General features: G+C 65.7%; 20 protein-coding genes. 14 read left to right on the top strand and 6 right to left on the bottom strand.

Annotation, left to right across the window (positions count from 1 at the left end):
* The first annotated feature begins 325 nt into the window (after nucleotides 1-325).
* On the top strand, nucleotides 326-2,305 hold the full coding sequence (locus BRAD285_RS26770; RefSeq protein WP_006609228.1) for an AI-2E family transporter: 1,980 nt from the start codon (nucleotides 326-328) through the stop codon (nucleotides 2,303-2,305).
* Between the two features lie 178 nt (nucleotides 2,306-2,483).
* Here the strand turns inward: BRAD285_RS26770 and BRAD285_RS26765 are convergent, their stop codons facing one another.
* The 5 genes from BRAD285_RS26765 to BRAD285_RS26745 all read right to left on the bottom strand — a co-directional run bounded on the left by BRAD285_RS26765 (nucleotide 2,484) and on the right by BRAD285_RS26745 (nucleotide 5,773).
* Complete coding sequence (locus tag BRAD285_RS26765; protein ID WP_006609229.1) at nucleotides 2,484-2,945, bottom strand: GNAT family N-acetyltransferase; 462 nt, start codon at nucleotides 2,943-2,945, stop codon at nucleotides 2,484-2,486.
* Between the two features lie 58 nt (nucleotides 2,946-3,003).
* The gene (locus BRAD285_RS26760; protein ID WP_006609230.1) at nucleotides 3,004-3,198 is read right to left on the bottom strand and encodes a hypothetical protein; all 195 of its coding nucleotides are present in this window, start codon (nucleotides 3,196-3,198) and stop codon (nucleotides 3,004-3,006) included.
* A gap of 67 nt (nucleotides 3,199-3,265) precedes the next feature.
* A complete protein-coding gene (locus BRAD285_RS26755) occupies nucleotides 3,266-3,442 on the bottom strand; it encodes a hypothetical protein (protein ID WP_244422014.1) in 177 nt (58 codons plus the stop codon).
* Between the two features lie 254 nt (nucleotides 3,443-3,696).
* Nucleotides 3,697-4,347 carry a glutathione S-transferase family protein gene (locus tag BRAD285_RS26750; protein WP_006609232.1) on the bottom strand — a complete coding sequence of 217 codons (651 nt, stop codon included), beginning with the start codon at nucleotides 4,345-4,347 and terminating at the stop codon, nucleotides 3,697-3,699.
* Between the two features lie 193 nt (nucleotides 4,348-4,540).
* Nucleotides 4,541-5,773 (bottom strand): glycosyltransferase family 87 protein, encoded by a 1,233-nt coding sequence (locus tag BRAD285_RS26745; RefSeq protein ID WP_006609233.1) that lies wholly within the window; start codon nucleotides 5,771-5,773, stop codon nucleotides 4,541-4,543.
* 205 nt (nucleotides 5,774-5,978) lie between these two features.
* Here BRAD285_RS26745 and BRAD285_RS26740 point away from each other — a divergent pair, with 205 nt between their 5' ends.
* From BRAD285_RS26740 to BRAD285_RS26685, 13 genes are all read left to right on the top strand, one after another.
* Complete coding sequence (locus BRAD285_RS26740; protein WP_035644355.1) at nucleotides 5,979-7,181, top strand: pyridoxal phosphate-dependent aminotransferase; 1,203 nt, start codon at nucleotides 5,979-5,981, stop codon at nucleotides 7,179-7,181.
* A 121-nt stretch (nucleotides 7,182-7,302) separates the two neighbouring features.
* Nucleotides 7,303-7,827, top strand: a complete 525-nt coding sequence (locus BRAD285_RS26735) for a DUF992 domain-containing protein (protein ID WP_006609235.1) — start codon at nucleotides 7,303-7,305, stop codon at nucleotides 7,825-7,827.
* Nucleotides 7,828-8,003: 176 nt separating this feature from the next.
* A complete protein-coding gene (locus BRAD285_RS26730) occupies nucleotides 8,004-8,477 on the top strand; it encodes a DUF992 domain-containing protein (RefSeq protein ID WP_006609236.1) in 474 nt (157 codons plus the stop codon).
* Between the two features lie 177 nt (nucleotides 8,478-8,654).
* A complete protein-coding gene (locus BRAD285_RS26725) occupies nucleotides 8,655-10,703 on the top strand; it encodes an elongation factor G (RefSeq protein ID WP_006609237.1) in 2,049 nt (682 codons plus the stop codon).
* A gap of 293 nt (nucleotides 10,704-10,996) precedes the next feature.
* Nucleotides 10,997-11,200, top strand: a complete 204-nt coding sequence (locus tag BRAD285_RS36370) for a hypothetical protein (protein ID WP_244422015.1) — start codon at nucleotides 10,997-10,999, stop codon at nucleotides 11,198-11,200.
* A 74-nt stretch (nucleotides 11,201-11,274) separates the two neighbouring features.
* Nucleotides 11,275-12,030 (top strand): sensor histidine kinase, encoded by a 756-nt coding sequence (locus BRAD285_RS26720; RefSeq protein WP_244422016.1) that lies wholly within the window; start codon nucleotides 11,275-11,277, stop codon nucleotides 12,028-12,030.
* Between the two features lie 126 nt (nucleotides 12,031-12,156).
* The gene (locus BRAD285_RS26715) at nucleotides 12,157-12,459 is read left to right on the top strand and encodes a helix-turn-helix domain-containing protein (protein WP_006609240.1); all 303 of its coding nucleotides are present in this window, start codon (nucleotides 12,157-12,159) and stop codon (nucleotides 12,457-12,459) included.
* 100 nt (nucleotides 12,460-12,559) lie between these two features.
* A complete protein-coding gene (locus BRAD285_RS26710; RefSeq protein ID WP_006609241.1) occupies nucleotides 12,560-14,323 on the top strand; it encodes a SulP family inorganic anion transporter in 1,764 nt (587 codons plus the stop codon).
* Between the two features lie 63 nt (nucleotides 14,324-14,386).
* Nucleotides 14,387-15,028, top strand: a complete 642-nt coding sequence (locus BRAD285_RS26705) for a YoaK family protein (RefSeq protein WP_006609242.1) — start codon at nucleotides 14,387-14,389, stop codon at nucleotides 15,026-15,028.
* Between the two features lie 31 nt (nucleotides 15,029-15,059).
* Complete coding sequence (locus tag BRAD285_RS26700; RefSeq protein WP_035644359.1) at nucleotides 15,060-15,902, top strand: shikimate dehydrogenase; 843 nt, start codon at nucleotides 15,060-15,062, stop codon at nucleotides 15,900-15,902.
* 169 nt (nucleotides 15,903-16,071) lie between these two features.
* Complete coding sequence (locus tag BRAD285_RS26695) at nucleotides 16,072-17,412, top strand: YARHG domain-containing protein (RefSeq protein WP_006609244.1); 1,341 nt, start codon at nucleotides 16,072-16,074, stop codon at nucleotides 17,410-17,412.
* Between the two features lie 89 nt (nucleotides 17,413-17,501).
* Nucleotides 17,502-18,200, top strand: coding sequence for a M15 family metallopeptidase (locus BRAD285_RS36365; RefSeq protein ID WP_063828189.1), 699 nt, complete (start codon nucleotides 17,502-17,504; stop codon nucleotides 18,198-18,200).
* 251 nt (nucleotides 18,201-18,451) lie between these two features.
* Complete coding sequence (locus BRAD285_RS26685) at nucleotides 18,452-19,030, top strand: hypothetical protein (protein WP_050886719.1); 579 nt, start codon at nucleotides 18,452-18,454, stop codon at nucleotides 19,028-19,030.
* Nucleotides 19,031-19,267: 237 nt separating this feature from the next.
* Here BRAD285_RS26685 and BRAD285_RS26680 read toward each other — a convergent pair whose 3' ends face one another.
* Nucleotides 19,268-20,404, bottom strand: coding sequence for an alpha-hydroxy acid oxidase (locus BRAD285_RS26680; protein WP_006609247.1), 1,137 nt, complete (start codon nucleotides 20,402-20,404; stop codon nucleotides 19,268-19,270).
* Nucleotides 20,405-20,757: the final 353 nt, after the last annotated feature.

Here is a 20,757-nt window from a genome sequence, read left to right as displayed (position 1 = left end):
GGCATTTCACATACGGGGCCCAGACATAGGTCTATCGGACGGGCACTGCGGCTCGAGTTCAGTGTGAGCGATCGCTCAAAGCAAGCACTTCCCGTGCGGCTGCCCCTCACCCCAACCCTCTCCCCGTAAGAACGGGGAGAGGGAGTGCACCGTTGCCGTGGCTCCTCTCTCGGCCCGAAGTGGCTGCTTCTCGGCACAAAGCGCCCCGTTTACTGATGGGAGCGGTCGAACGCGTGATCGGTCTGTCAGTCGGAGCGGCCCCCTGACCCGCATGCGACGAAAGGTCCCCGCGGGAACTGGAGGCTCACTCGTCTGTTATCGGGTGATGATCAGCCGACAACCGCTCAGTGTCCGAACCACCGAGGAAGTTCTCGGTCTGATCAGCGCGTTGGCTGTCGCGATCTTCGCGGTCATCATCATTGCGCTGTTGTATTTCGGCCGTGACATCTTCGTTCCAGTGGCGCTGGCCATTCTGCTCAGCTTCGTTCTGGCGCCGCTGGTGGCGCAACTGCAGCGGCTTCGGGCTCCGCGCGGGCTGGCGGTCGTCAGTGTGGTCGTTCTCGCCTTCGTGGTGATCTTTGCGCTCGGCAGCCTGCTCGCCACGCAACTCGCCCAGCTCGCCAGCGAGTTGCCGAACTATCAATCGACGATGAGCAACAAGATCCAGTCGTTCCGCGACACCAAGGCTGGGCGAGGAACGCTCGAGCGTGCGTCGGACATGCTCAAGGATCTGGGCAAGGAGCTCGACAAGCCGAAGGAGCCGGAGGCGCCCCGGCCGCCGAGCGGACTCCGAGGGACTCCTTCGACGCCTGTGGCCCCGATTCCGGTCGAGGTGCGCCAGCCTGATCCCGGAGCGTTGGACAGTCTTCGCACGCTGATCTCGCCGCTCATTCATCCCCTGGCGACCACCGGCATCATCATCATCTTCGTGATCTTCATCCTGCTCCAGCGCGAGGATCTCCGGAACAGGCTCATTCGCCTCGCCGGCTCCTCCGACCTGCAGCGCACCACGGCGGCGCTCGATGATGCGGCCTACAGGCTCAGTCGACTGTTCCTGACCCAGCTTGCCCTGAACGGCGGATTTGGCGTCGTGATCGGGGTTGGGCTGTGGCTCATCGGCATTCCCAGCGCCATTCTCTGGGGGATCCTCGCCGCTGCGCTGCGGTTCGTGCCCTATATCGGCGCCGTCATCGCTGCAGCCTTTCCGCTGGCGCTGGCTGCGGCAGTCGACCCCGGCTGGACGATGCTGATCTGGACGCTGGCGCTGTTTGTCGTGGTCGAGCCGCTGCTCGGGCACGTCATCGAACCCATGGTCTACGGACGAAGCACGGGTCTGTCCCCGGTCGCCGTGGTCGTGTCCGCCGCGTTCTGGACCGCTCTGTGGGGCCCCATCGGGTTGGTGCTCGCGACGCCGCTGACGGTCTGCCTAGTCGTCATCGGACGGCATGTGGAGCGCCTGGAGTTCCTCGACGTGATGTTCGGCGATCGTCCGGCGCTGTCGCCGCCCGAGATCTTCTATCAGCGCATGCTCGCGAACGATCCAACGGAAGCGGCCGAGAAAGCCGAGGAGTTTTTGAAAGAGCGGTCCCTGATCGCCTATTGCGATGAGGTCGCCGTCAAGGGGCTGCAGTTGGCCCAGGCCGACGCCGAGCGAGGGGCGCTCGCTTACGATCGCCTTGCGACCATCCGTGACGCGGTGACCGAGTTGACCGTCGATCTCTCCGACCAGAATGACGCTCCTGCGGCTGGCGAGACGACGACCGATCCAGAAGCGGCGTCAGCCATCGACGGCTCGGCGAGCAACGGGCACGCTGACACGTTACCCGTGCTCAGCAAAGATAGCCTTGCGGAAGGGTGGAGAAGCGAACAGCCGTTGCTTTGCATGGCGGGTCGAACACCGATCGATGAAGCGGCCGCGGTGCTTCTTGCGCAGTTGTTCTCGGCGCACGGATTGGGGGCGAAGGTGTCGGGAGCGGAGGCGCTGTCGACGGCGAACGTCATCAAGCTCGAGCCGGCAGGACTTGCGATTGCCTGCCTGGTTTACCTCGGCCACTCCGGCGTTGCCCATATGCGCTACGGAGTCCGCCGCCTGAAGCGGCGCCTCCCGAGGGCCAAGGTGATGTTGGTCTGCTGCGCGGCGGATCTCGATCAGGACGCAGCGAAGGCGCTGCAAGAAGCGACCAAGGCCGACCTGGTCACTGTGAGCATGGGCGAGGCTGTCAAGGTGTGCATCGACGCCGCGCGGGCCAAGACGTCTCCGCCGGTGCCGTCGGTCAAACTTGATCCGACGACGAATGTTGCATGAGACGCAGTCGAGGCCGGCTGGCCCACCGCCACTTGCAACTTGAAAAGAAGCGGCCCCGGTCAGAGACGGCGACTGACGGGGACCGCTGACGCGCGTGATCTGTGACGGGGGGCCTGATCAAGCGCTCGGGTGTGAGCGTAGGCGCCGGGCGTGACGGCTGCGTGACAGCCGGGTGGTACTACACGGACTTGCGGTAGACGATGAAGCCCGAGCGCTCGGCGATCTTGTCGTAGAGCGCCTGGGCGGTGATGTTGGTCTCGTGGGTCTGCCAGTAGACGCGCCCCGAGCCTGCGGCGCGCGCCTGCGCGTAGACGGCTTCGATCAGCGCGCGGCCGACGCCCTTGCCGCGAGCGGCCTCGCTGGTGAAGAGGTCGTTGAGATAGCAGAGCGGTGCGATCGACGTCGTGGCGCGGTGATACAGATAATGCGCAAGTCCGATCAGCTCGCCGGCGCTCTCGGCGACCAGAGCGTGGACCGGCTCGCTGGCATCGAAGAAGCGAGTCCAGGTGGTCGCGGTGATCTCGGCGGGCAGGGCGGTCGGTCCCGATCGGCCGTAGAACGCATTATAGCCGTCCCACAGGGGCAGCCATCGATCGTAGTCCGCGTGCGCGACTGCGCGCACGGTGAGTGTCTCATGCATGAAGCTTCGCCGCCTGTTCGATGTCGACGGCCTTCGATACCCAGTGCTGCGGCTGCGATCAATCGGGGACTGCCGGCACTGTGTCCGCGCCGGATGGCCTGACCAGCTCAGCATGAAGGATCTGGCCGTCCTCGGTCATCGGCGACAGCGAGAGCTCGCCGCGCCGCTCGATGATGATCAGCAGTGACGCCGCCAGCAGGATCGCGAGTGCCAGGGTCACGGCAACGATTACGACCGTTGATTTCATCGCCATTTGGAGCGCGAGACAATCATCGCCTGTTGTCGCGAAAACCGCGAAGGGTTGTCAAAATGGCTTCCTGCTAAGCGAGCAACGACAAGACGGCGCGGGCCGACAGCACGGTGAGCGTGAAGGTCAATGAGATCGTGCTGGCGGCGATGACGACGGCGACTGCGGTGGTCAGGCCGGAAGGAAGGGTCAGCGTCGCGTTGACGTGGAAGCCGCTGACGATGGTGCTCGGATCGCTATGATGTTCCACTCCCGCGACCTGGCCGCGGACCCAACTGAAGCTCGGAACGGAAGCTCGACGCCACCGGGACATACAACGAATCCCTTACCCCTACATCCGCGAGCGAATCACTCGCAGAGGTAAATTCTAAGGTCACGCTGGGCAGGAATGCGGCGGTCAACGACCAAAAGCGGCGGAAACATGGCGCTAGAGGTATTTGTTCCCGCTAAAACGTGTATTTTCCCCGCTGTTCTACGGGAGGTCGGTAGTCTTACGGTCGCGGTTCAATCGTAGTCGGCGGCGATCCCTGCGGAATCGATCAGGGCCGGCTGCCAGTCCATCGCCACGAAGCCGGGGGTCTGCTCCACCCGGCGCAGCCAGCTGCGGATCTTCGGAAACGTCGAGAGATCGAAATCGCAGCGATCGGCGACGTGGGTGTAGCCGTAGAGCGCGATGTCCGCGACCGTGAGCTGCTTTGCCGCGAAGTAGTCGTTGCTCTTGAGGTGATTCTCCATCACCTGCAGCGCTGCGTAGCCGCGCTCCATCCAGTCTTCCAGCGCGTGCGTCTGCAGGTCGCGTCCGCCTTTCACCAGCAGCAGCCAGAAATAAGCGGCGCCGATGTTCGGCTCGAGCGCGTGCTGTTCGAAGAACATCCATTGCAGCGCTTCGGCGCGCTCGATTCGGGACTCCGGCACCAGCGGCGTGCCGCCGGCGACGTACCACAGGATCGCATTGGACTCGGCGATGTAGCGGTCGTCGCCGACCTCGAGCAGCGGCACCTGGCCGCTCGGATTCTTGGCGAGGAAGTCCGGCGTGCGGCTCTCACCTCTGAGGATGTCGATCTCGATCGCCTGATAGGGCGCGTTCAACAGCGCCAGCGCAAGGCGGACCTTGTAGCTGTTGCCTGAGCGCTGCATCGAATAGAGCTTGTACATCCGGCCAATGTCGAGTTCGAGGAATCATCGCGTGGTAGAATCGCAGATCGGGGCGCGAGATCGTCCCGCAATGCGGCCAGACAATGATGCCGAAGGGCGCGGGCTGCAAGTCCTGTCGGATGGAAAAAGTCGAAATGCGCTACTGCACTGCACGCGCAGACAACAACTTTCCAACAGCCGCCGAAAGCAGAGATCACGCCTGCGCGATGCCCGCGTGTGCTTCGATCTCGGAGCTGCGATCGGCGAGCGCACGGTGCAGCGTCAACGCAAACAGGCTCACCAGAACGATCAAGCCGAGCGGGATCGTCGTGAAGCCGGCGATGCTGCGTGACAGCAGCGGCACGATCCAGGCGGCGGCGAGCAGGCTGAGCTCGTAGTCGCGAAAGCCGTTGGCGAGGCCGTGACGTGCGAAGAAGATGATCGCGACCGCCAGCACCACGAGGTCGTAGTCGAGCACGTAGGGCGTTGCCAGCAGGCTCGCGCTCGCCAGCGCCGAAGCCTTGAGGTCGAATGCCGCCTCGCTCCGCCACAACCAGGCGAGACCGGCCGCGAGCGACAGCGCCAGCAGACTCTGCACCGTGTAAGCGGTTTTGATGTCGGCACCCCAGTGACGTGCTGCGGAGAACACCGACTGGATTTTCTCCCAGCCGGTGCCGCCTTGTTCGAGCACCACCGTCTGTGTGAAGGTCATCGACTGGAAGAACGCATGCCAGACGTCATGGCCGAGCGCGACGAAGCTGATCGCGACCAGCGCAATCACGGTGGCGCCGGCGGCCGCAATCGTCGGCCAGCGCGCGCCGGCGATGAGCGCAACGGGAATCAGGACGCCGAATTGCGGCTTGTAGGCGAGCAGGCCGATGAGCACGCCCGCGAGCCATGGCCGGCCGCGCTCCATCGCGAGCAAGGCGCCGCCGAGCAGCGCAGCGGTAAAGAACGCATTCTGGCCGTGGCCGATGTTGACGAACACGGCGGGAAAGGCGGCGGCGACGAGCAGCGTCTCGGGCCGCGGCAGGATCGCGCGCATCACCAGGAGATAGGCCAGCAGGCTCGAGACCACCCACAGCGCCAGCCCGCCGGCATAGGGCAGCAGGGCCGTGATCGCGGCGATCGCGAAGAAGAACGGCGGATAGTGCCAGCCGAAGAACGGCACGTCGCGGCCGTCGAACACGGCCTTCTCCGTCGCGTGCTGCAGCGGCGGGTCATAGGCATCGGCGGCCTTGCCTTGAAGGGTCAGCACGCCTGCCGCATAGACGTTGGAGAAGTCGGTGCCGATCGGCTTGCCGTTGCGGTCGATCAGCCCATCGGACAGGGCGATCCAGCCGGCGATCGCAGCACACGTGACCGCGAGCAGGATCCAGCTGTAGGACTTGATCCGTGCGGCCGTCAGCCAGTCGCCGGATCGCAGGGCGCACGCGATGGTGGTCATTTCGGCCTGAAAATTGGGACAATCTTGGCGGCAGGCTAGCGAGGCCGCTTTAACGTTCTCTAAAGTCTTGGGAGCCATGTGCCCAAGCTTCTTGCGATGCGGGCCTGCGGGCCTTAAAAGCAGGCGTTTCCCTGACATGACCGGTCGTGGCCCGAAGAGGGTGATCCACGACGCCTGATCCAAGACGCCTGCATAGGAGCTGATGATGTCCTTTCTCGCCGCTGCTCTCGACCGTGTGAAGCCGTCCGCGACCATCGCGGTCACGGACAAAGCGCGCGTCCTCAAAGCGGCGGGCCGTAACGTCATCGGCCTCGGTGCCGGCGAGCCGGATTTCGATACGCCCGACAATATCAAGCAGGCCGCGATCAAGGCGATCCAGGACGGCAAGACCAAGTACACCGCCGTCGACGGCATTCCCGAGCTGAAGGAAGCCATCATCGGCAAGTTCCAGCGCGAGAACGGCCTGACCTACAAGCCGAACCAGGTCATCGTCGGCGTCGGCGGCAAGCAGGTGCTGTACAATGCGCTGATGGCGACGATCAATCCGGGCGACCAGGTGATCATCCCGGCGCCATATTGGGTCAGCTATCCCGAGATGGTGGCGCTCGCCGGCGGCGAGCCGGTGCCGGTGGTCTGCACCGCAGCCCACGGCTTCAAGCTGCAGCCGGAGGCGCTGGAGAAGGCGATCACGCCGAAGACCAAGTGGCTGATCCTGTGCTCGCCGTCGAATCCGACCGGTGCGGCCTACACCAAGGCCGAGCTGAAGGCGCTCACCGAGGTGCTGGTCAAGCATCCGCATGTCTGGATCATGACCGACGACATGTATGAGCACCTGGTCTATGACGACTTCGTGTTCACCACGCCGGCCCAGGTCGAGCCCTCGCTCTACGACCGCACGCTGACCGTGAACGGCGTCTCCAAGGCCTATTGCATGACCGGCTGGCGCATCGGCTATGCCGGCGGCCCGGCGCAGCTGATCAAGGCGATGGCGACCATCCAGTCGCAGTCGACCTCGAACCCGTGCTCGATCGCGCAATGGGCGGCGGTGGAAGCCTTGAACGGTCCGCAGAACTTCATCCCGGCCAACAACAAGGTGTTCAAGGAGCGACGCGACCTCGTCGTCTCGATGCTGAACCAGGCGAGCGGCATCGAATGCCCGCGTCCCGAGGGCGCGTTCTATGTCTATCCGTCCTGCGCCGGCACGATCGGCAAGACCGCGCCGTCGGGCAAGGTGATCGAGAACGACGAGGGCTTCGTCACCGAGCTGCTGGAGACCGAGGGCGTGGCCGTCGTGCACGGCTCGGCGTTCGGCCTCGGCCCGGCGTTCCGCATCTCCTATGCGACCAAGACCTCGGACCTCGAGGACGCCTGCAAGCGTATCCAGCGCTTCTGCGGCAATCTGAGGTAATCAGGCAACAGCTGCCTCGAAACACCAGAAGTCAAGTTCCAGGCCGAAAGGCGCCATGTTTTGAACATGGCGCCTTTCTTTTGTCCGGAGGTAAGTTCTGGTTGCGTAGGGTTTGAGTTCGATGCGGCTGCTTGTGCTGTCGGTCTTGTTGCTTGTGTCGGTCGCGCCGTTGGCGCAGGCCCACGCCAGTCGGCCCATGCGCGCCGGCGTGCTCGAATGCGAGGGACGCCGCACCAGCGGCAAGCTGGTGATGTCGCAGGCGCGGCTGCGCTGCGTCTTCCGCAGCCAGGGCCGCGCGCCGGAGCGCTACGTCGCCAAAGTCCGCCGCTACGGTCTCGATCTCGGCCTGACGGATGAGACCAGGATGGCCTGGGCGGTCAGCGCGCCCGTCAATGATTTCGGCCGCAGCGAGCTCGGCGGCCGCTATGGCGGCGTGTCGGCCAACGCCGCTGCGCTGGTCGGCTTCGGCGGCAGCTTCCTGGTGCGCGACGCCGATCGCGCCACTCAGCTGCAGCCGATCAGCCTGCAGGGGCAGACCGGCATGAACCTCGCGGCGGGAATCACCGAGGTCGAGCTGGTGCCGCTGCTGCCGATTCATCCGAGCCCGAGCCAGCCGTCGTCCTACTTCTCGCGCTACTATCGCTGAGCACGACGACAATGCCTCGCAGCAGCGCTGCGTGGGGCGACGCGTGTGCGTTCAGGCAGATGAACGCGTGTGCTTCTGGTACGGCTGTAAGCCTTGTGGCATAGATGTGATCGCCCGTGATCATCAGTCCGGTCGACGGGTCTGCATCACAGCTTCATTTCAGCCGGAGTTTATTCATGCGCTCGACCATCCTCGCCGGGCTCACTGCTGCGGCCGTCCTCTGCATCGGCGGCGCGGCCCATGCGCAAGATCGCGTGCGGGTCGGTGTCCTCGAATGCCGCGGCGGCGCCAGCGTCGGCTTCATCGTCGGCTCGGTGACCCATCTCGGCTGCGTGCTGCGCGCCGACGGCATTCCCGAGGACCGCTACGTCGCCACCATCCGCAAGGTCGGCCTCGATCTCGGCATCACCCAGGAATCGCTGCTGGCGTGGGTGGTCTATGCCCCGGTGGCGCGGCTCGGGCCGGGCGATCTCTCCGGCGACTATGCCGGCGCGCAGGGCTCGGCTGCGGTCGGCGTCGGCGTGGGTGGTAACGTGCTGGTCGGCGGCTCCGCCAACTCGATCGCGCTGCAGCCGCTCAGCGTCCAGGGCCAGGTGGGTCTTTCCGTCTCGGCCGGGCTGCAAAGCCTCGAATTGCGTCCAGGGCGCTGAGCTTCCGTTTGCCTTGAACAGACCCTCTTCCCGCAATTGTGCGGGAAGAGCGGCGCCCTCCTTGCACTGCAGCGACGTTTTTCACTCCCCTCCTGCTTGCCAAAGCGGCAGACGAGGCAGAGCATTCGGCTTTGCCGACCCAATCACGGGCCGAGCTCCAGAAACAGGAGGCGGCGAATGGGACAAGACCTGAGAAGTCCCCGAGGTCCACGGTGCATCGCGCTGGTGGGCCCTTTCCAAAGCGGTAAAACCACTCTGTTGGAGGCGATCCTGGCGCGGACGGGCGCGATTCCGCGCGCCGGCAGTGTCGATGCCGGCACCTCCGTCGGCGACGCCAGCGCCGAGGCGCGTCATCACAAGATGAGCGTGGCGATGACCGCGGCGACCACGACCTTCATGGGCGACAGCTACACCTTCCTCGACTGCCCCGGTTCGATCGAGTTCATCCACGACATGCGCGCCGCGCTGCCGGCGGTCGACGCCGCGATCGTGGTGTGTGAGGCGGACGAGAAGAAGCTGCCGCAATTGCAGATCATCCTGCGCGAGCTCGAGGAGCTGCGCATTCCGCGCTTCCTGTTCCTCAACAAGATCGACCGCGCCAATGCGCGCATCCGCGAGACGCTCGCGACGTTGCAGCCCGCCTCGCGCGTGCCGCTGGTGCTGCGCCAGATTCCGATCTGGCACGGCGAGCTGATCGAGGGCTTCGTCGATCTCGCGCTCGAGCGCGCCTTCATCTATCGCGAGCACAAGGCGTCCGAGGTGATCGCGCTCGAAGGCGGCGATCTCGATCGCGAGAAGGAGGCGCGCTTCTCGATGCTGGAGAAGCTCGCCGACCACGACGATTCGCTGATGGAGCAATTGCTGGAGGACATCCCGCCGCCGCGCGACGCCGTGTTCGACGATCTCGCCCGTGAATTGCGCGAGGGCCTGATCTGTCCGGTGCTGCTCGGCTCGGCCTTGCGTGAGAACGGCGTGCTGCGGCTGATGAAGGCACTGCGCCACGAGGCGCCCGGCATCGCCGAGACAGCCAAGCGGCTCGGCGTCAAGGAGACCAAGGAGGCGCTCGGCTACGTCTTCAAGACGCTGCATCTGCAGCACGGCGGCAAGCTGTCGCTGACGCGTGTTCTCACGGGCCATCTCGACGATGGCGCCACGCTGCATGCGGCCTCGGGCGAGGCGGCGCGCGTGTCGGGCGTTCTCGCCGCGACCGGCGCCTATGACAGCAAGCGCGCGGCCGCCGAAGCCGGCGACACGATCGCGCTCGGCAAGCTCGATGCGGTCAAGACCGGCGACACCATTGCGACTGGCAAGATCGCGCCGACCGCGCTGAAAAAGATCGATCCATGCCCGCCGGTGCTGGCGCTCTCGATCGCGGCCGTCGACCGCAAGGACGACGTCAAGCTCGGCCAGGCCCTGCAGCGGCTCCACGAGGAGGATCCGTCGCTGACCATGGTGCAGAACCCGCGCACCCATGACACGGTGCTGTGGGGGCAGGGCGAGATGCATCTGCGCGTTGCGCTGGAGCGGCTGCGTGACCGCTTCGGCGTCAACGTCAAATCGCATCAGCCTGCGATCGGCTATCAGGAGACCATCCGCAAGGCCATCACCCAGCGCGGCCGCCACAAGAAGCAGTCCGGCGGCCACGGCCAGTTCGGCGACGTCGTGCTCGACATCAAGCCGTTGCCGCGCGGCGAGGGCTTCCGTTTCGCCGAGAAGGTGGTCGGCGGCGCGGTGCCGCGCAACTACATCCCCGCGGTGGAGGAGGGCGTCGTCGACGCGCTGGCGCGCGGACCGCTCGGCTTCCCGGTGATCGACGTCGAGGTCACGCTGACCGACGGCTCCTACCACAGCGTGGATTCGTCGGACCTCGCGTTCCGGACCGCGGCGCGGGCCGGGGTCGGCGAGGGCCTGCCGCAATGCGCGCCGGTGCTACTGGAGCCGATCCACACCGTCGAGATCGTCTGTCCGAGCGAGGCGACCGCGAAGATCAACGCCATCCTGTCGGCGCGGCGCGGCCAGATCCTGTCGTTCGACACCCGCGACGGCTGGTCGGGCTGGGACTGCGTTCGCGCCATGATGCCGGAGGCGGAGATCGGTGATCTGATCGTCGAACTGCGCTCGGCCACCGCCGGCGCCGGCAGCTTCACCCGGACGTTCGACCACATGGCCGAGGTGACCGGCCGCGCCGCGGATCACATCATCGCCTCGCATCGCGACGCGGCGTAACCCTGTCCATCGTCCCTCTGGGCCGGGCTGTCGCAGCCCGGCCCCAGCTTTTTTGGCCCATGCCCGTCTTTCCGGCCAAGAACCGACGCGCCGTCATCTCTTGTTGCGACCCAATGTGCACTTGTGCACCCACCAAGTTCCCTGCATGGTGTTATGATAACGCCATCCGATCTCCGGACCTGATATGCCGTGATTGGCCGAACGATGATCATCGGCTGCCGTCCACGCCCTTTCCGTTCCTTCGATCCGGACGCGGCGCTGGCGCGGGCCCGAGAGTTTCTCCGTCCTTCACCTTGTCTGCCGTGATCCAGAAGCTCTCCTCTGCACCTTTTTATCTGCGCGCCTCCCAGGCCACCGAGCGATTCCGCCGGCATGCTCTGCTGGGCTATGCGATCGCTCTCGGCGCGACGGGCGTGGCCTTTGCGCTGCGCCTCGCCCTCAACGAGACGCTGCCGGACGGCTTCCCATATCTGACGTTTTTCCGGCGGTCATTCTGACGACGTTCTTTTGCGGCGTCGGGCCGGGCGTGCTGTCTGCGGTGCTGTGCGGTGCACTCGCGTGGTATGTCTTCATGTCCGCGTCGGGCTATCAGAACGCGTTCGCGATCGGCTTCTACGCGATCATCGTCGCAGTCGACATCACGCTGATCCACCTGATGCACGAGGCCGCGCGGCATCTGCGCCAGGAGCGCGCCGTCTCGGAGCGCCTCTACGAGAATCAGCGCGTGCTGTTCCAGGAGCTGCAGCACCGCGTCGCCAACAACATCCAGTTCATTGCGGGCTTGCTGATGCTGCAGAAGCGGCAGGCGCTGGCGGATCCGGCGCGGGCGCCCGCCATTCTGAGCGAGGCGCAATCGCGGCTCGAGACGATCTCGCGTGTTCACCGCATGCTGCACGACCCCGGCCGGATGGATCTGGATATCGGGCCCTATCTGCAGACCATCTGCAACGACGTGCTGGAGTCCAGTGGCGCGCGCGACGTCACCTGCGTGGTCGATTTCGCCCCGGCGCAGCTCGACCTGACCAGGTTGACGGCGTTGTCGCTGCTGGTCGTGGAACTCGTCACCAATGCGCTCAAGCATGCCTTCGCTCCGGGCGAGCCCGGCACCATCACGGTCAGCCTGAAGCCGCTCGATGCTGCGCGCTATGCGCTGACGATCGCGGATGATGGCAAGGGTCTCGCTGCCGGCGTCGATCCCGGCAAGGGCGACAGCCTCGGCCTCCGCATCTGCGAGGGCCTCGCCGCGCAGCTGCACGGCAAGCTCACCACCAGCAGCGACCGCGGCACGACGGTTCGGCTCGACTTTCCCAAGGACGTTCCCGCCTGAGCCCGGACGCGACCCGGTAGCCGACGTGAGCGGCCGCTGGCGCTTGCTATTGTCCTGTGATGATGTATTTTACATCATTGTCTTTGTCTCAAACATCAATTATGGTATCTGCCACGTGAGGCCATCGTGATCACGTCATTCCAGATGCGGGCAGCCCGCGCGCTGCTCGGGATCGATCAGAAAACCTTGGCCGAGCTGGCCGGCGTGTCGTTGCCGACGATCCAGCGGATGGAAGCCTCCACTGGCAACGTCCGCGGTGTGGTGGACTCGCTGACCAAGGTCGTCGATGCGCTCAATCGTGCGGGCGTGGATCTGATCGGTGAGCATGCCCGCAGCGAGGATGGCGGGCGCGGTGTTCGCCTGAAGGACCCGGGACCGCCCAACCGCGTGGGCCGTCAAACTGAGACTGCGCGCGATGGCGCGAGCTAGCTTCATCGTGCGGCACGGAGGCCGTTGAGTGCCCTCCGTGTGAGACGCATCGTCGGCGTATGCATGGCGCCCCCGACGCTGCGACAGGAGCGTGATGGGCATGAGCATCGCAAACGAGCACGGCACGCGGGGACGGGTCGGACATCATGAGCCGACCTTCGCCGAGCTTTATTCCCCCAAGCTTCTCACCGTGCTGCGCGAAGGCTACGGCCTCGCCGACTTTCGCGCCGACGCGCTCGCGGGCCTGACAGTCGCAATCGTCGCCCTGCCGCTGTCGATGGCGATCGCGATCGCCTCCGGCGTTTCGCCCGGCCGCGGCCTCTACACCGCCGTGGTCGGCGGCTTCCTGATTTCGCTGCTCGGCGGCAGCCGGTTCCAGATCGGCGGCCCTGCCGGCGCGTTCATCGTGCTGGTCGCGGCGACGGTGGATCGCCAGGGCGTCGACGGACTCCTGCTCGCAACGATGATGTCCGGCGTCATGCTGGTGATCGCCGGGTACCTGCGGCTCGGCACCTACATCAAGTTCATTCCCTATCCGGTGACGGTCGGCTTCACCGCGGGCATCGCCGTCATCATCTTCGCCAGCCAGCTGAAGGACCTGTTCGGCATCACGCTGACGGCCAAGGAGCCGGGCGAGCTGATCCCGAAGCTGACGGCGCTCGCGCATGGCGCGCCGACCGCGAACATGTCGGCGGTGGCGCTGGCCGCGCTGTCGATCGCCCTCATCGTCGGCCTCAAGAGGCTGCGGCCGACCTGGCCCGGCATCCTGATCGCAGTCGTCGTCGCGGCGGCCTTCACCTATGCGCTGCAGCTGCCGGTCGAGACCATCGGCACCAAGTTCGGCGGCATTCCGCGCGAGCTGCCGGCGCCGGCGCTGCCGGCGTTCTCGCTCGCCAAGATCCAGGCGGTGTTTCCCGATGCCATCGCATTTGCGCTGCTCGGCGCGATCGAATCGCTGCTCTCGGCCGTCGTCGCCGACGGCATGACGGGGCGCCGCCATCGCTCCAATTGCGAGCTGGTGGCGCAGGGCTTCGCCAATGTCGGCTCGGCGCTGTTCGGCGGCATCTGCGTCACCGGCACCATCGCGCGCACCGCGACCAATGTCCGCGCCGGCGCGCGCGGCCCGGTCTCGGGCATGCTGCACTCGCTGTTCCTGCTGGTGTTCATGCTGATCGCAGCCCCCCTGGCGAGCTACATCCCGCTGTCGGCGCTTGCCGCCGTGCTGGTTGTCGTCGCCTGGAACATGGCCGAGAAGCACGAATTCGCCACCCTGGTCCGCTCCTCCTGGGGCGATGCCACGGTGCTGCTGGCGACCTTCGGCCTCACCGTCTTCCGTGACCTTACCGAGGGCATCCTGGTCGGCTTCGCGCTCGGCGCGGTGCTCTTCATCAACCGCATGGCGCAGATGACCGGGGTCGAGGACGGCACGCCGCTGGTGGCGCAGGACCGCGCCGACTTCGAGGACGGTGCGCGCGTGCCGTACGATCCCAAGTTCAGCGCCGACAAGGACGTGCTGGTCTATCGCATCACCGGGGCGTTCTTCTTCGGCGCCGCCTCGACCGTCGGCACCGTGCTGGACTCCATCGCCGACCGACGCAAGGCGTTCGTGGTCGACTTTGCTGCTGTGCCGTTCCTCGATTCCACCGCGGCCAACGCCATGAGCCGGGTGGCTGCCAAGGCCAAACGCCAGGGCATCCGTCTGTTCATCACCGGCGCCTCGCCGACGGTGCGGCGGGCGCTGCTGACGCATGGCGTGCGGCCGCCGCTGGTGCGCTATCGCGAGACCATCGAGCGCGCGGTGTCCGACATCAAGGGCAAGGAGACCCCGCGCGAGGACATCGCCGACGGGCTGGCGGCGAGCTGAGACCTGAACGGACCGCATTCCCGGCTCGAACGAATTCGCGGCGCGAGGGTTGGCTGTGTCGACATGCTCGACAGCCGCCGCAACGTCCTCCTCGCCTGCGCGCTCAGCGCGCTCGCAGGCTACATCGACGGGATCGGCTTCCTGCATCTCGGCGGCCTGTTCGTCTCCTTCATGAGCGGCAACTCGACCCGGATGGGCGTCAGCCTTGCCGATGGCCGCTGGCAGGAGGCCGGCAGCGCGCTGGGCCTGATCGGCCTGTTCGTGCTTGGCGCCGCCGGCGGCAGCCTGATCATGCAGCGACGCGATGGCGAGGTTCAGAGCCTTCTGCTGCTGGTCGAGGGCGCCCTGCTGATTGGCGCGACGCTCTGTCATCTGGTCGTACGGCCGTCGGGCGCGGTCGCCGCGATCGTACTGGCGATGGGGCTGGAGAATGCCGCCTTCCAGATCAAGGGCGGCGGCGGGCTCGGGCTGACCTATGTGACCGGCGCGCTGGTCAAGGTGGGGCAGGGGCTGGCGCTCGCCGTCAGCGGCGGCCCGCGGCTCGGCTGGCTGCCGAATCTTCTGCTCTGGGCTGCGCTGGCTGCGGGCTCTGTAGCCGGCGGCTGGGCTTATCTCCAGCTGGGTCTGCTGGCCGTCTGGCCAGGCGGCTGCTTCGCGCTGCTGCTGGCCTTCCTGGCCGCGGCGAGCCTTCCCGGAGAGCATTGACTCCGGCCGGGGCTTGTCCGATGTCACGGCCATGACCTCTGCCGCCAAACCTCGCGCCGCGTGCCTGATAGGCTGGCCTGCTGCCCACTCGCGCTCGCCTCTGATCCATCATCATTGGCTGCACGAGCTCGGGATTGCCGGCGGCTACACCATCGAGGCGGTGCCGCCGGAAGAGCTGGCGGATTTCGTCACGCATCTCCACAGCCGCGGCTTCGTCGGCGCCAATGTCACGATCCCGCACAAGGAGCGCGTGCTGGAGCTGACAGAGCCGGATGCGCGTGCCCGTGCCGTCGGCGCCGCCAACACGCTGTGGTACGAGCACGGCGTGCTGCGCTCGACCAACACCGATGTCGAAGGCTTCATCGACAATCTCGATGCGGCCGCACCGGGCTGGGACCGCACCGACGAGGCGCTCGTCCTCGGCTCAGGCGGCTCGGCACGCGCCGTCGTGTTCGGCCTGCTGGAGCGTGGCATCGGCCGGGTTCACGTCATCAACCGCACCGCCGCGCGAGCCCAGGCGCTGGCCGATCAGTTCGGCGATCGCGTCGCGGCCGAGGGCTGGGACCGCGTCGGCGCGCTGCTGCCGCGCGCAGGCCTGTTCGTCAACACGACCTCGCTCGGCATGCACGGCCAGCCGCCGCTCGAGCTGGATGTCGACCTGCTGTCGCCGCATGCCGTGGTCGCCGACATCGTCTATGTGCCGTTGGAGACGCAGCTGCTCGGCGCCGCACGGGCGAGGGGCCTGCGCACGGCCGACGGACTCGGCATGCTCCTGCATCAGGCGGTGCGCGGTTTCGAATTGTGGTTCGGCCGGCGTCCGCAAGTCACCCCCGGATTGCGCGTGCTGGTCGAGGCCGATCTCCGCAAGAGCTAGAGCATGATCCGGAAAAGTGGAGACCGGTTTTCCGAAAAGATCATGCTCAAACAAAGAGATGAGATCATGACGCGCGGGCAGGGCAGGCGTCCGCGATATGGCCGCATTGGCAGAGTCGATTTGACCTGCCGGGCAAGCTAGAACGACGTCCGGAATTCAGGAACGGACGATGCGAAGATCAGCTATCGGTATTTTGTTCTTCTTGTTGCTCAGCGTGGTGCCGTGTGGAGCCGCGACCCAGGTCGCCCTGGTGGTCGGCAATTCGGACTATCAAAGCGTCGGCAAGCTCGCCAATCCCGCCAATGATGCGCGCCTTGTCGCGGAGACCTTTCAGCGTCTCGGCTTTACGCTGGTGGGCGGAGCCGCGCAGCTCGATCTCGACAAGCCGCGCTTCGATCAGGTGATCCAGGCGTTCAGCAAGCAGCTGCTCGGCGCCGATGTCGCCGTGTTCTACTACGCGGGCCACGGCATTCAGGTGCGCGGCACCAACTATCTGGTTCCCGTCAGCGCCAACCCTGCGCGCGAAGCCGATGTCGATTTCATGATGGTCGATGTCGGTCTCGTGCTGCGCCAGATGGAGGCGGCCGGCACCAAATTGAACATCGTCATCCTGGATGCCTGCCGCAACAATCCATTCGGCGGACGTGGCCTGAGGTCGAGTGATGGTGGCCTCGCGCAGATCCGGGCGCCCGAGGGGACGATCCTGTCTTACGCGACGCAGCCCGGCAACGTCGCGCTCGATGGCGATGACGGACACAGTCCGTACACGCGTGCGCTGGTCGACGCCGTGCAGCGGCCGGGGCTGGATGTGCTGCAGGCGTTCAATCAGGTCGGCCTGACGGTGAAGAAGGCGACCGCCAGCGCGCAGCAGCCCTGGGTCGCCTCGTCGCCGATCGACGGCACGTTCTATTTCGCGGGGCCTGCGGCGGGGCAGCCTGCCGTCGTCGCCGCGGCCGTCACGCCGCCACCTGCACCGCCGCCGTCGCTTGCCAGCGCTCCGCGATCCGCCGATTTCGTCTTCCCCGACTCCGACCAGCGCCTGCTCTCGGTCGCCGACCTGCAAGGACGGACGAAGGACGAGCTGCGCATCGCCCGCAACGAGATCTTCGCGCGCCGCGGCCGCTATTTCTCCTCGCCTGAGCTCACGACCTATTTCAGCAAGTTCGCCTGGTATGTGCCGCGCACCTGGGATCCCGTCCTCAACCCGGTCGAGGCGGCCAATGTCGATCTTCTCGATCGCGCCGAGAATGGCGGGCCAAACGGCTTCATCTTTCCCGACTCCGACCGCCGACTGCTGACACCGGCGGAATTGTCACGGCTGTCGAAGGCCGAGCTGCGGCTCGCCAAGAACGAGATCTTTGCCCGGCGCGGGCGCTTGTTCGACGCAGCGGATCTCAAGGCGTATTTCGGCCGCTTCGCCTGGTATGTCCCGTCGACCTGGAATCCGACCCTGAACACCGTCGAGGAAGCCAACGTCACGCTGATCGATCAGATGAGCAAGCGGCCGTGATCCGAGCGGCTGCTCCTCTCTCGGGTCTGGTCGCGGTCTCTCTGCTGCTGCTCTCTGTGTCCGCGGCGCGATGTGAGACGGCCGGCAGCATGCTGGACCGACTCGTGCTCGCCTATCCCGATGCATTGGCTGGGCATGATGACGAGGCCATCATCTGGCGCGACGGCACGCGCATGCCGGTCGGCAAGCTCGACCCGCAGCGGCCCTTCAACGACATGTTGCGCAACGCCACCATCCTCGATCAGCTCAGCCTGGCCTATCCTCGCGGCGAGCCGTCGCCGCCCGCTGTCAACGCCGATCCCGGCCGCTTCCGCAACGAGGCCTTCTTCAAGAAGATGTACGGCGACTGCAGCGCGGGCGGGGTGAACCGGAACCTGGTGTCGATCTCCTGGCTGCCGAAGAGCTGGGGCAAGTCCGTCAGCGTCACCCGTGTCAATGGTGTCGCCGAGCGGCTGAAGCGGATCTCGGCCGAGATCGACGAGCTCGATCCCAAGATCAAGCGCGCTGCGTTTCCGATCGCGGGCGTTTTGTCCTGCCGGCCGGTGGCCGACACCGGCCGGATGAGCATGCACGGCTATGCAGCGGCGATCGACCTGAACCTGGACTATTCCGACTACTGGCTCTGGAACGCGAAGAAGTTGGCCACCATTCCCTACAAGAACCGCTTCCCGCGTGAGATCGTCGAGATCTTCGAGCGGCACGGCTTCATCTGGGGCGGCCGCTGGTATCACTACGATACGATGCACTTCGAGTACCGCCCGGAGCTGTTGTCGGCGGCGCCGCGTTGAGCACTCGTGAGCTGATCGGCACGCGCGTGCCCGATGGCTGAATCAATGACCTCGTCAGCGATCGCGGGGGTGAGCAGGCGGGAGATTTCACAATGACTTGAGAACGGAATAAGTGTCGCCGGGCGGCGTCTCTTTCCACGTAGTCTCGAGGGATCGCTTGCGCTCCCGCATGAGAGTTCAAGTCAGACAGTCTCGGAGTCCCTTGCATGTCTTTCCGTCTAGCTGTTCTTCGTCCTGCCGCTGCACTCGCCATGGTTGCGGCCACCTCGGTGCTCGCGATCGCTCAGCAGGCGCCGGTGCCGACCCGTATCCGCGGCGCCATCGAAAGCGTGGAATCTGATACGATGACGGTCAAAGCCCGCAGCGGCGAGATCTTCAAGCTGCGCATGGCGGGCGATCTCAGGGTCTCCGGCGTGGTCAAGGCCGAGCTCTCCGACATCAAGCCGGGATCATTCATCGGCGCGACCACGGTGCCGGGTCCGGACGGTGCGCCCAAGGCGGTCGAGATCCACATCTTCCCCGAGGAGATGCGCGGCACCGGCGAAGGCTCGCGCCCCTGGGACCTGAAGCCGAATTCGAGCATGACGAACGCCACCGTGGCGGAGAGCTCGGTGTCGACCGACGGTCACACGCTGCTGGTCAAGTACAAGGGCGGCGAGAAGCGCGTCGACATCACGCCGGACACGCCGATCGTCACCTTCGTGCCCGGCGACAAGACCGAGCTGAAGGCCGGCGCCAAGGTCATGGCCACTGTCAAGCAGTTGCCCGACGGCGCACTCGAAACCAGCCGCGTCAGCGTCGGCCGCGACGGGATTACGCCGCCGATGTAAGCGGCACACCTCCGTCTTGGGTGGTACGCCGCGTCTCCAGACATGGTGTCGTCCCTGCGTACGCAGGGACCCATACCCCCAGGGAGTGGTTTGAGGCACGCGGGACAATCAATCTTATTCAACCGCGGCATCACGCGGTATGGGTCCCTGCGTTCGCAGGGACGACAGCTTTTGCTCGGCAAGTGCTTCAGATCATCACGATGTGCGACGACGCTTGCTACTGCCCAATCCGGCGAACTAATCCGCCAGCACCTTGCGATCGATCTCTGCCACGGTGTTGACGCCGCACAGGCCCATCGTCGTCAGTAACTCGTTGCGGATGATGTCGATGGCCTTGGCGACGCCGGCCTGGCCGCCGGCGCCGAGGCCGTGGGCATAGGCGCGGCCGATCATGCAGGACTTGGCGCCGAGCGCGAGCGCGCGCATCACGTCCTGGCCGGAGCGGATGCCGCCGTCGAACATGATCTCGATCTTGTCGCCGACCGCTTCGGCAATGCCCGGCAGCACATGGATCGACGACGGCGCGCCGTCGAGCTGACGGCCGCCATGATTCGACACCACCATCGCCTGCGCACCGGTCTCGGCCGCGAGCTTGGCGTCCTCGATGTCATGAATGCCCTTGATGATCAGCTTGCCCGGCCAGATCGAGCGGATCCAGTCGACGTCCTTCCAGTTCAGCGAGGTGTCGAACTGCGCGGCGGTCCAGGCCGAGAGCTTGGTGAGATCCTCGGTGTTCTTCACATGGCCGGCGATGTTGCCGAAGGTGCGGCGCTTGCCCTGCAGCACGCCCTGCACCCAGGCCGGCTTGGTGGCGAAGTCGAACAGTTTCGACAGCGACCATTCCGGCGGCACGCTCATGCCGTTCTTGATGTCCTGGTGGCGTTGGCCGATCACCTGCAGGTCGACCGTCAGGCACAGCGCGGTGCACTTGGCGGCGATAGCGCGCTCGACCAGGGCCTTGATGAAGCCGCGGTCCTTCATGACGTAGAGCTGAAACCAGAACGGCTTCTCGACGCTGGAGGCGATGTCCTCGATCGAGCAGATCGACATTGTGCTCTGGGTGAACGGAATGCCGGCCGCCTGCGCCGCGCGGCAGGCGTGGATCTCGCCGTCGCCATGCTGCATGCCGAGCAGACCCACGGGGGCCAGGATCAGCGGCATCGACGAGGGCTCGCCGAGAATGGTGGTGGAGAGGTCGCGCTTGGACACGTCGACCAGGATGCGCTGGCGGAACTTGATCTTCTGCAGATCCTCGCGGTTGGCGCGCAAGGTCTCTTCGGCATAGGAGCCGCGGTCGGCGTAGTCGAAGAACGCCTTGGGCACGCGGCGCTTGTGCAACAGGCGCAGGTCTTCAATGCAGGTGATGTGCTTCATCGCAGTCTTCGGCTCCCCACCGACGTCTCGTTTTCTAGCTGGCAAGTCCTCTAGCATCTTTGTTTCGGCTGCCAAATCCAACTTGGAACGGCAGCCATCCCGGGCCGATCGATGGGGCAGGGGGCGCGGTTGCGGGCAGCCGGTCAGACCTGACATCCGACGGACCCCGTGTTCCGGAGCCAGCACGGCGGGACGGGCCTGCGTGTAAGGCGGCGCTGGCGAAAAAATTAGCGTTAACAGCAGCTTACAGGGGGCGCAGCAGTTTCCCGGTAATGATTCATCACATTTTTTGAAGCCAGGGTGGGTTTAAGGAGACTATAACCCGCGGGCTGACCGGAGGAGCCGTGCGATGA

The organism is Bradyrhizobium sp. ORS 285 (assembly GCF_900176205.1).
Lineage (GTDB): Bacteria > Pseudomonadota > Alphaproteobacteria > Rhizobiales > Xanthobacteraceae > Bradyrhizobium.
This window is presented reverse-complemented; position numbering and strand designations above follow the sequence as displayed.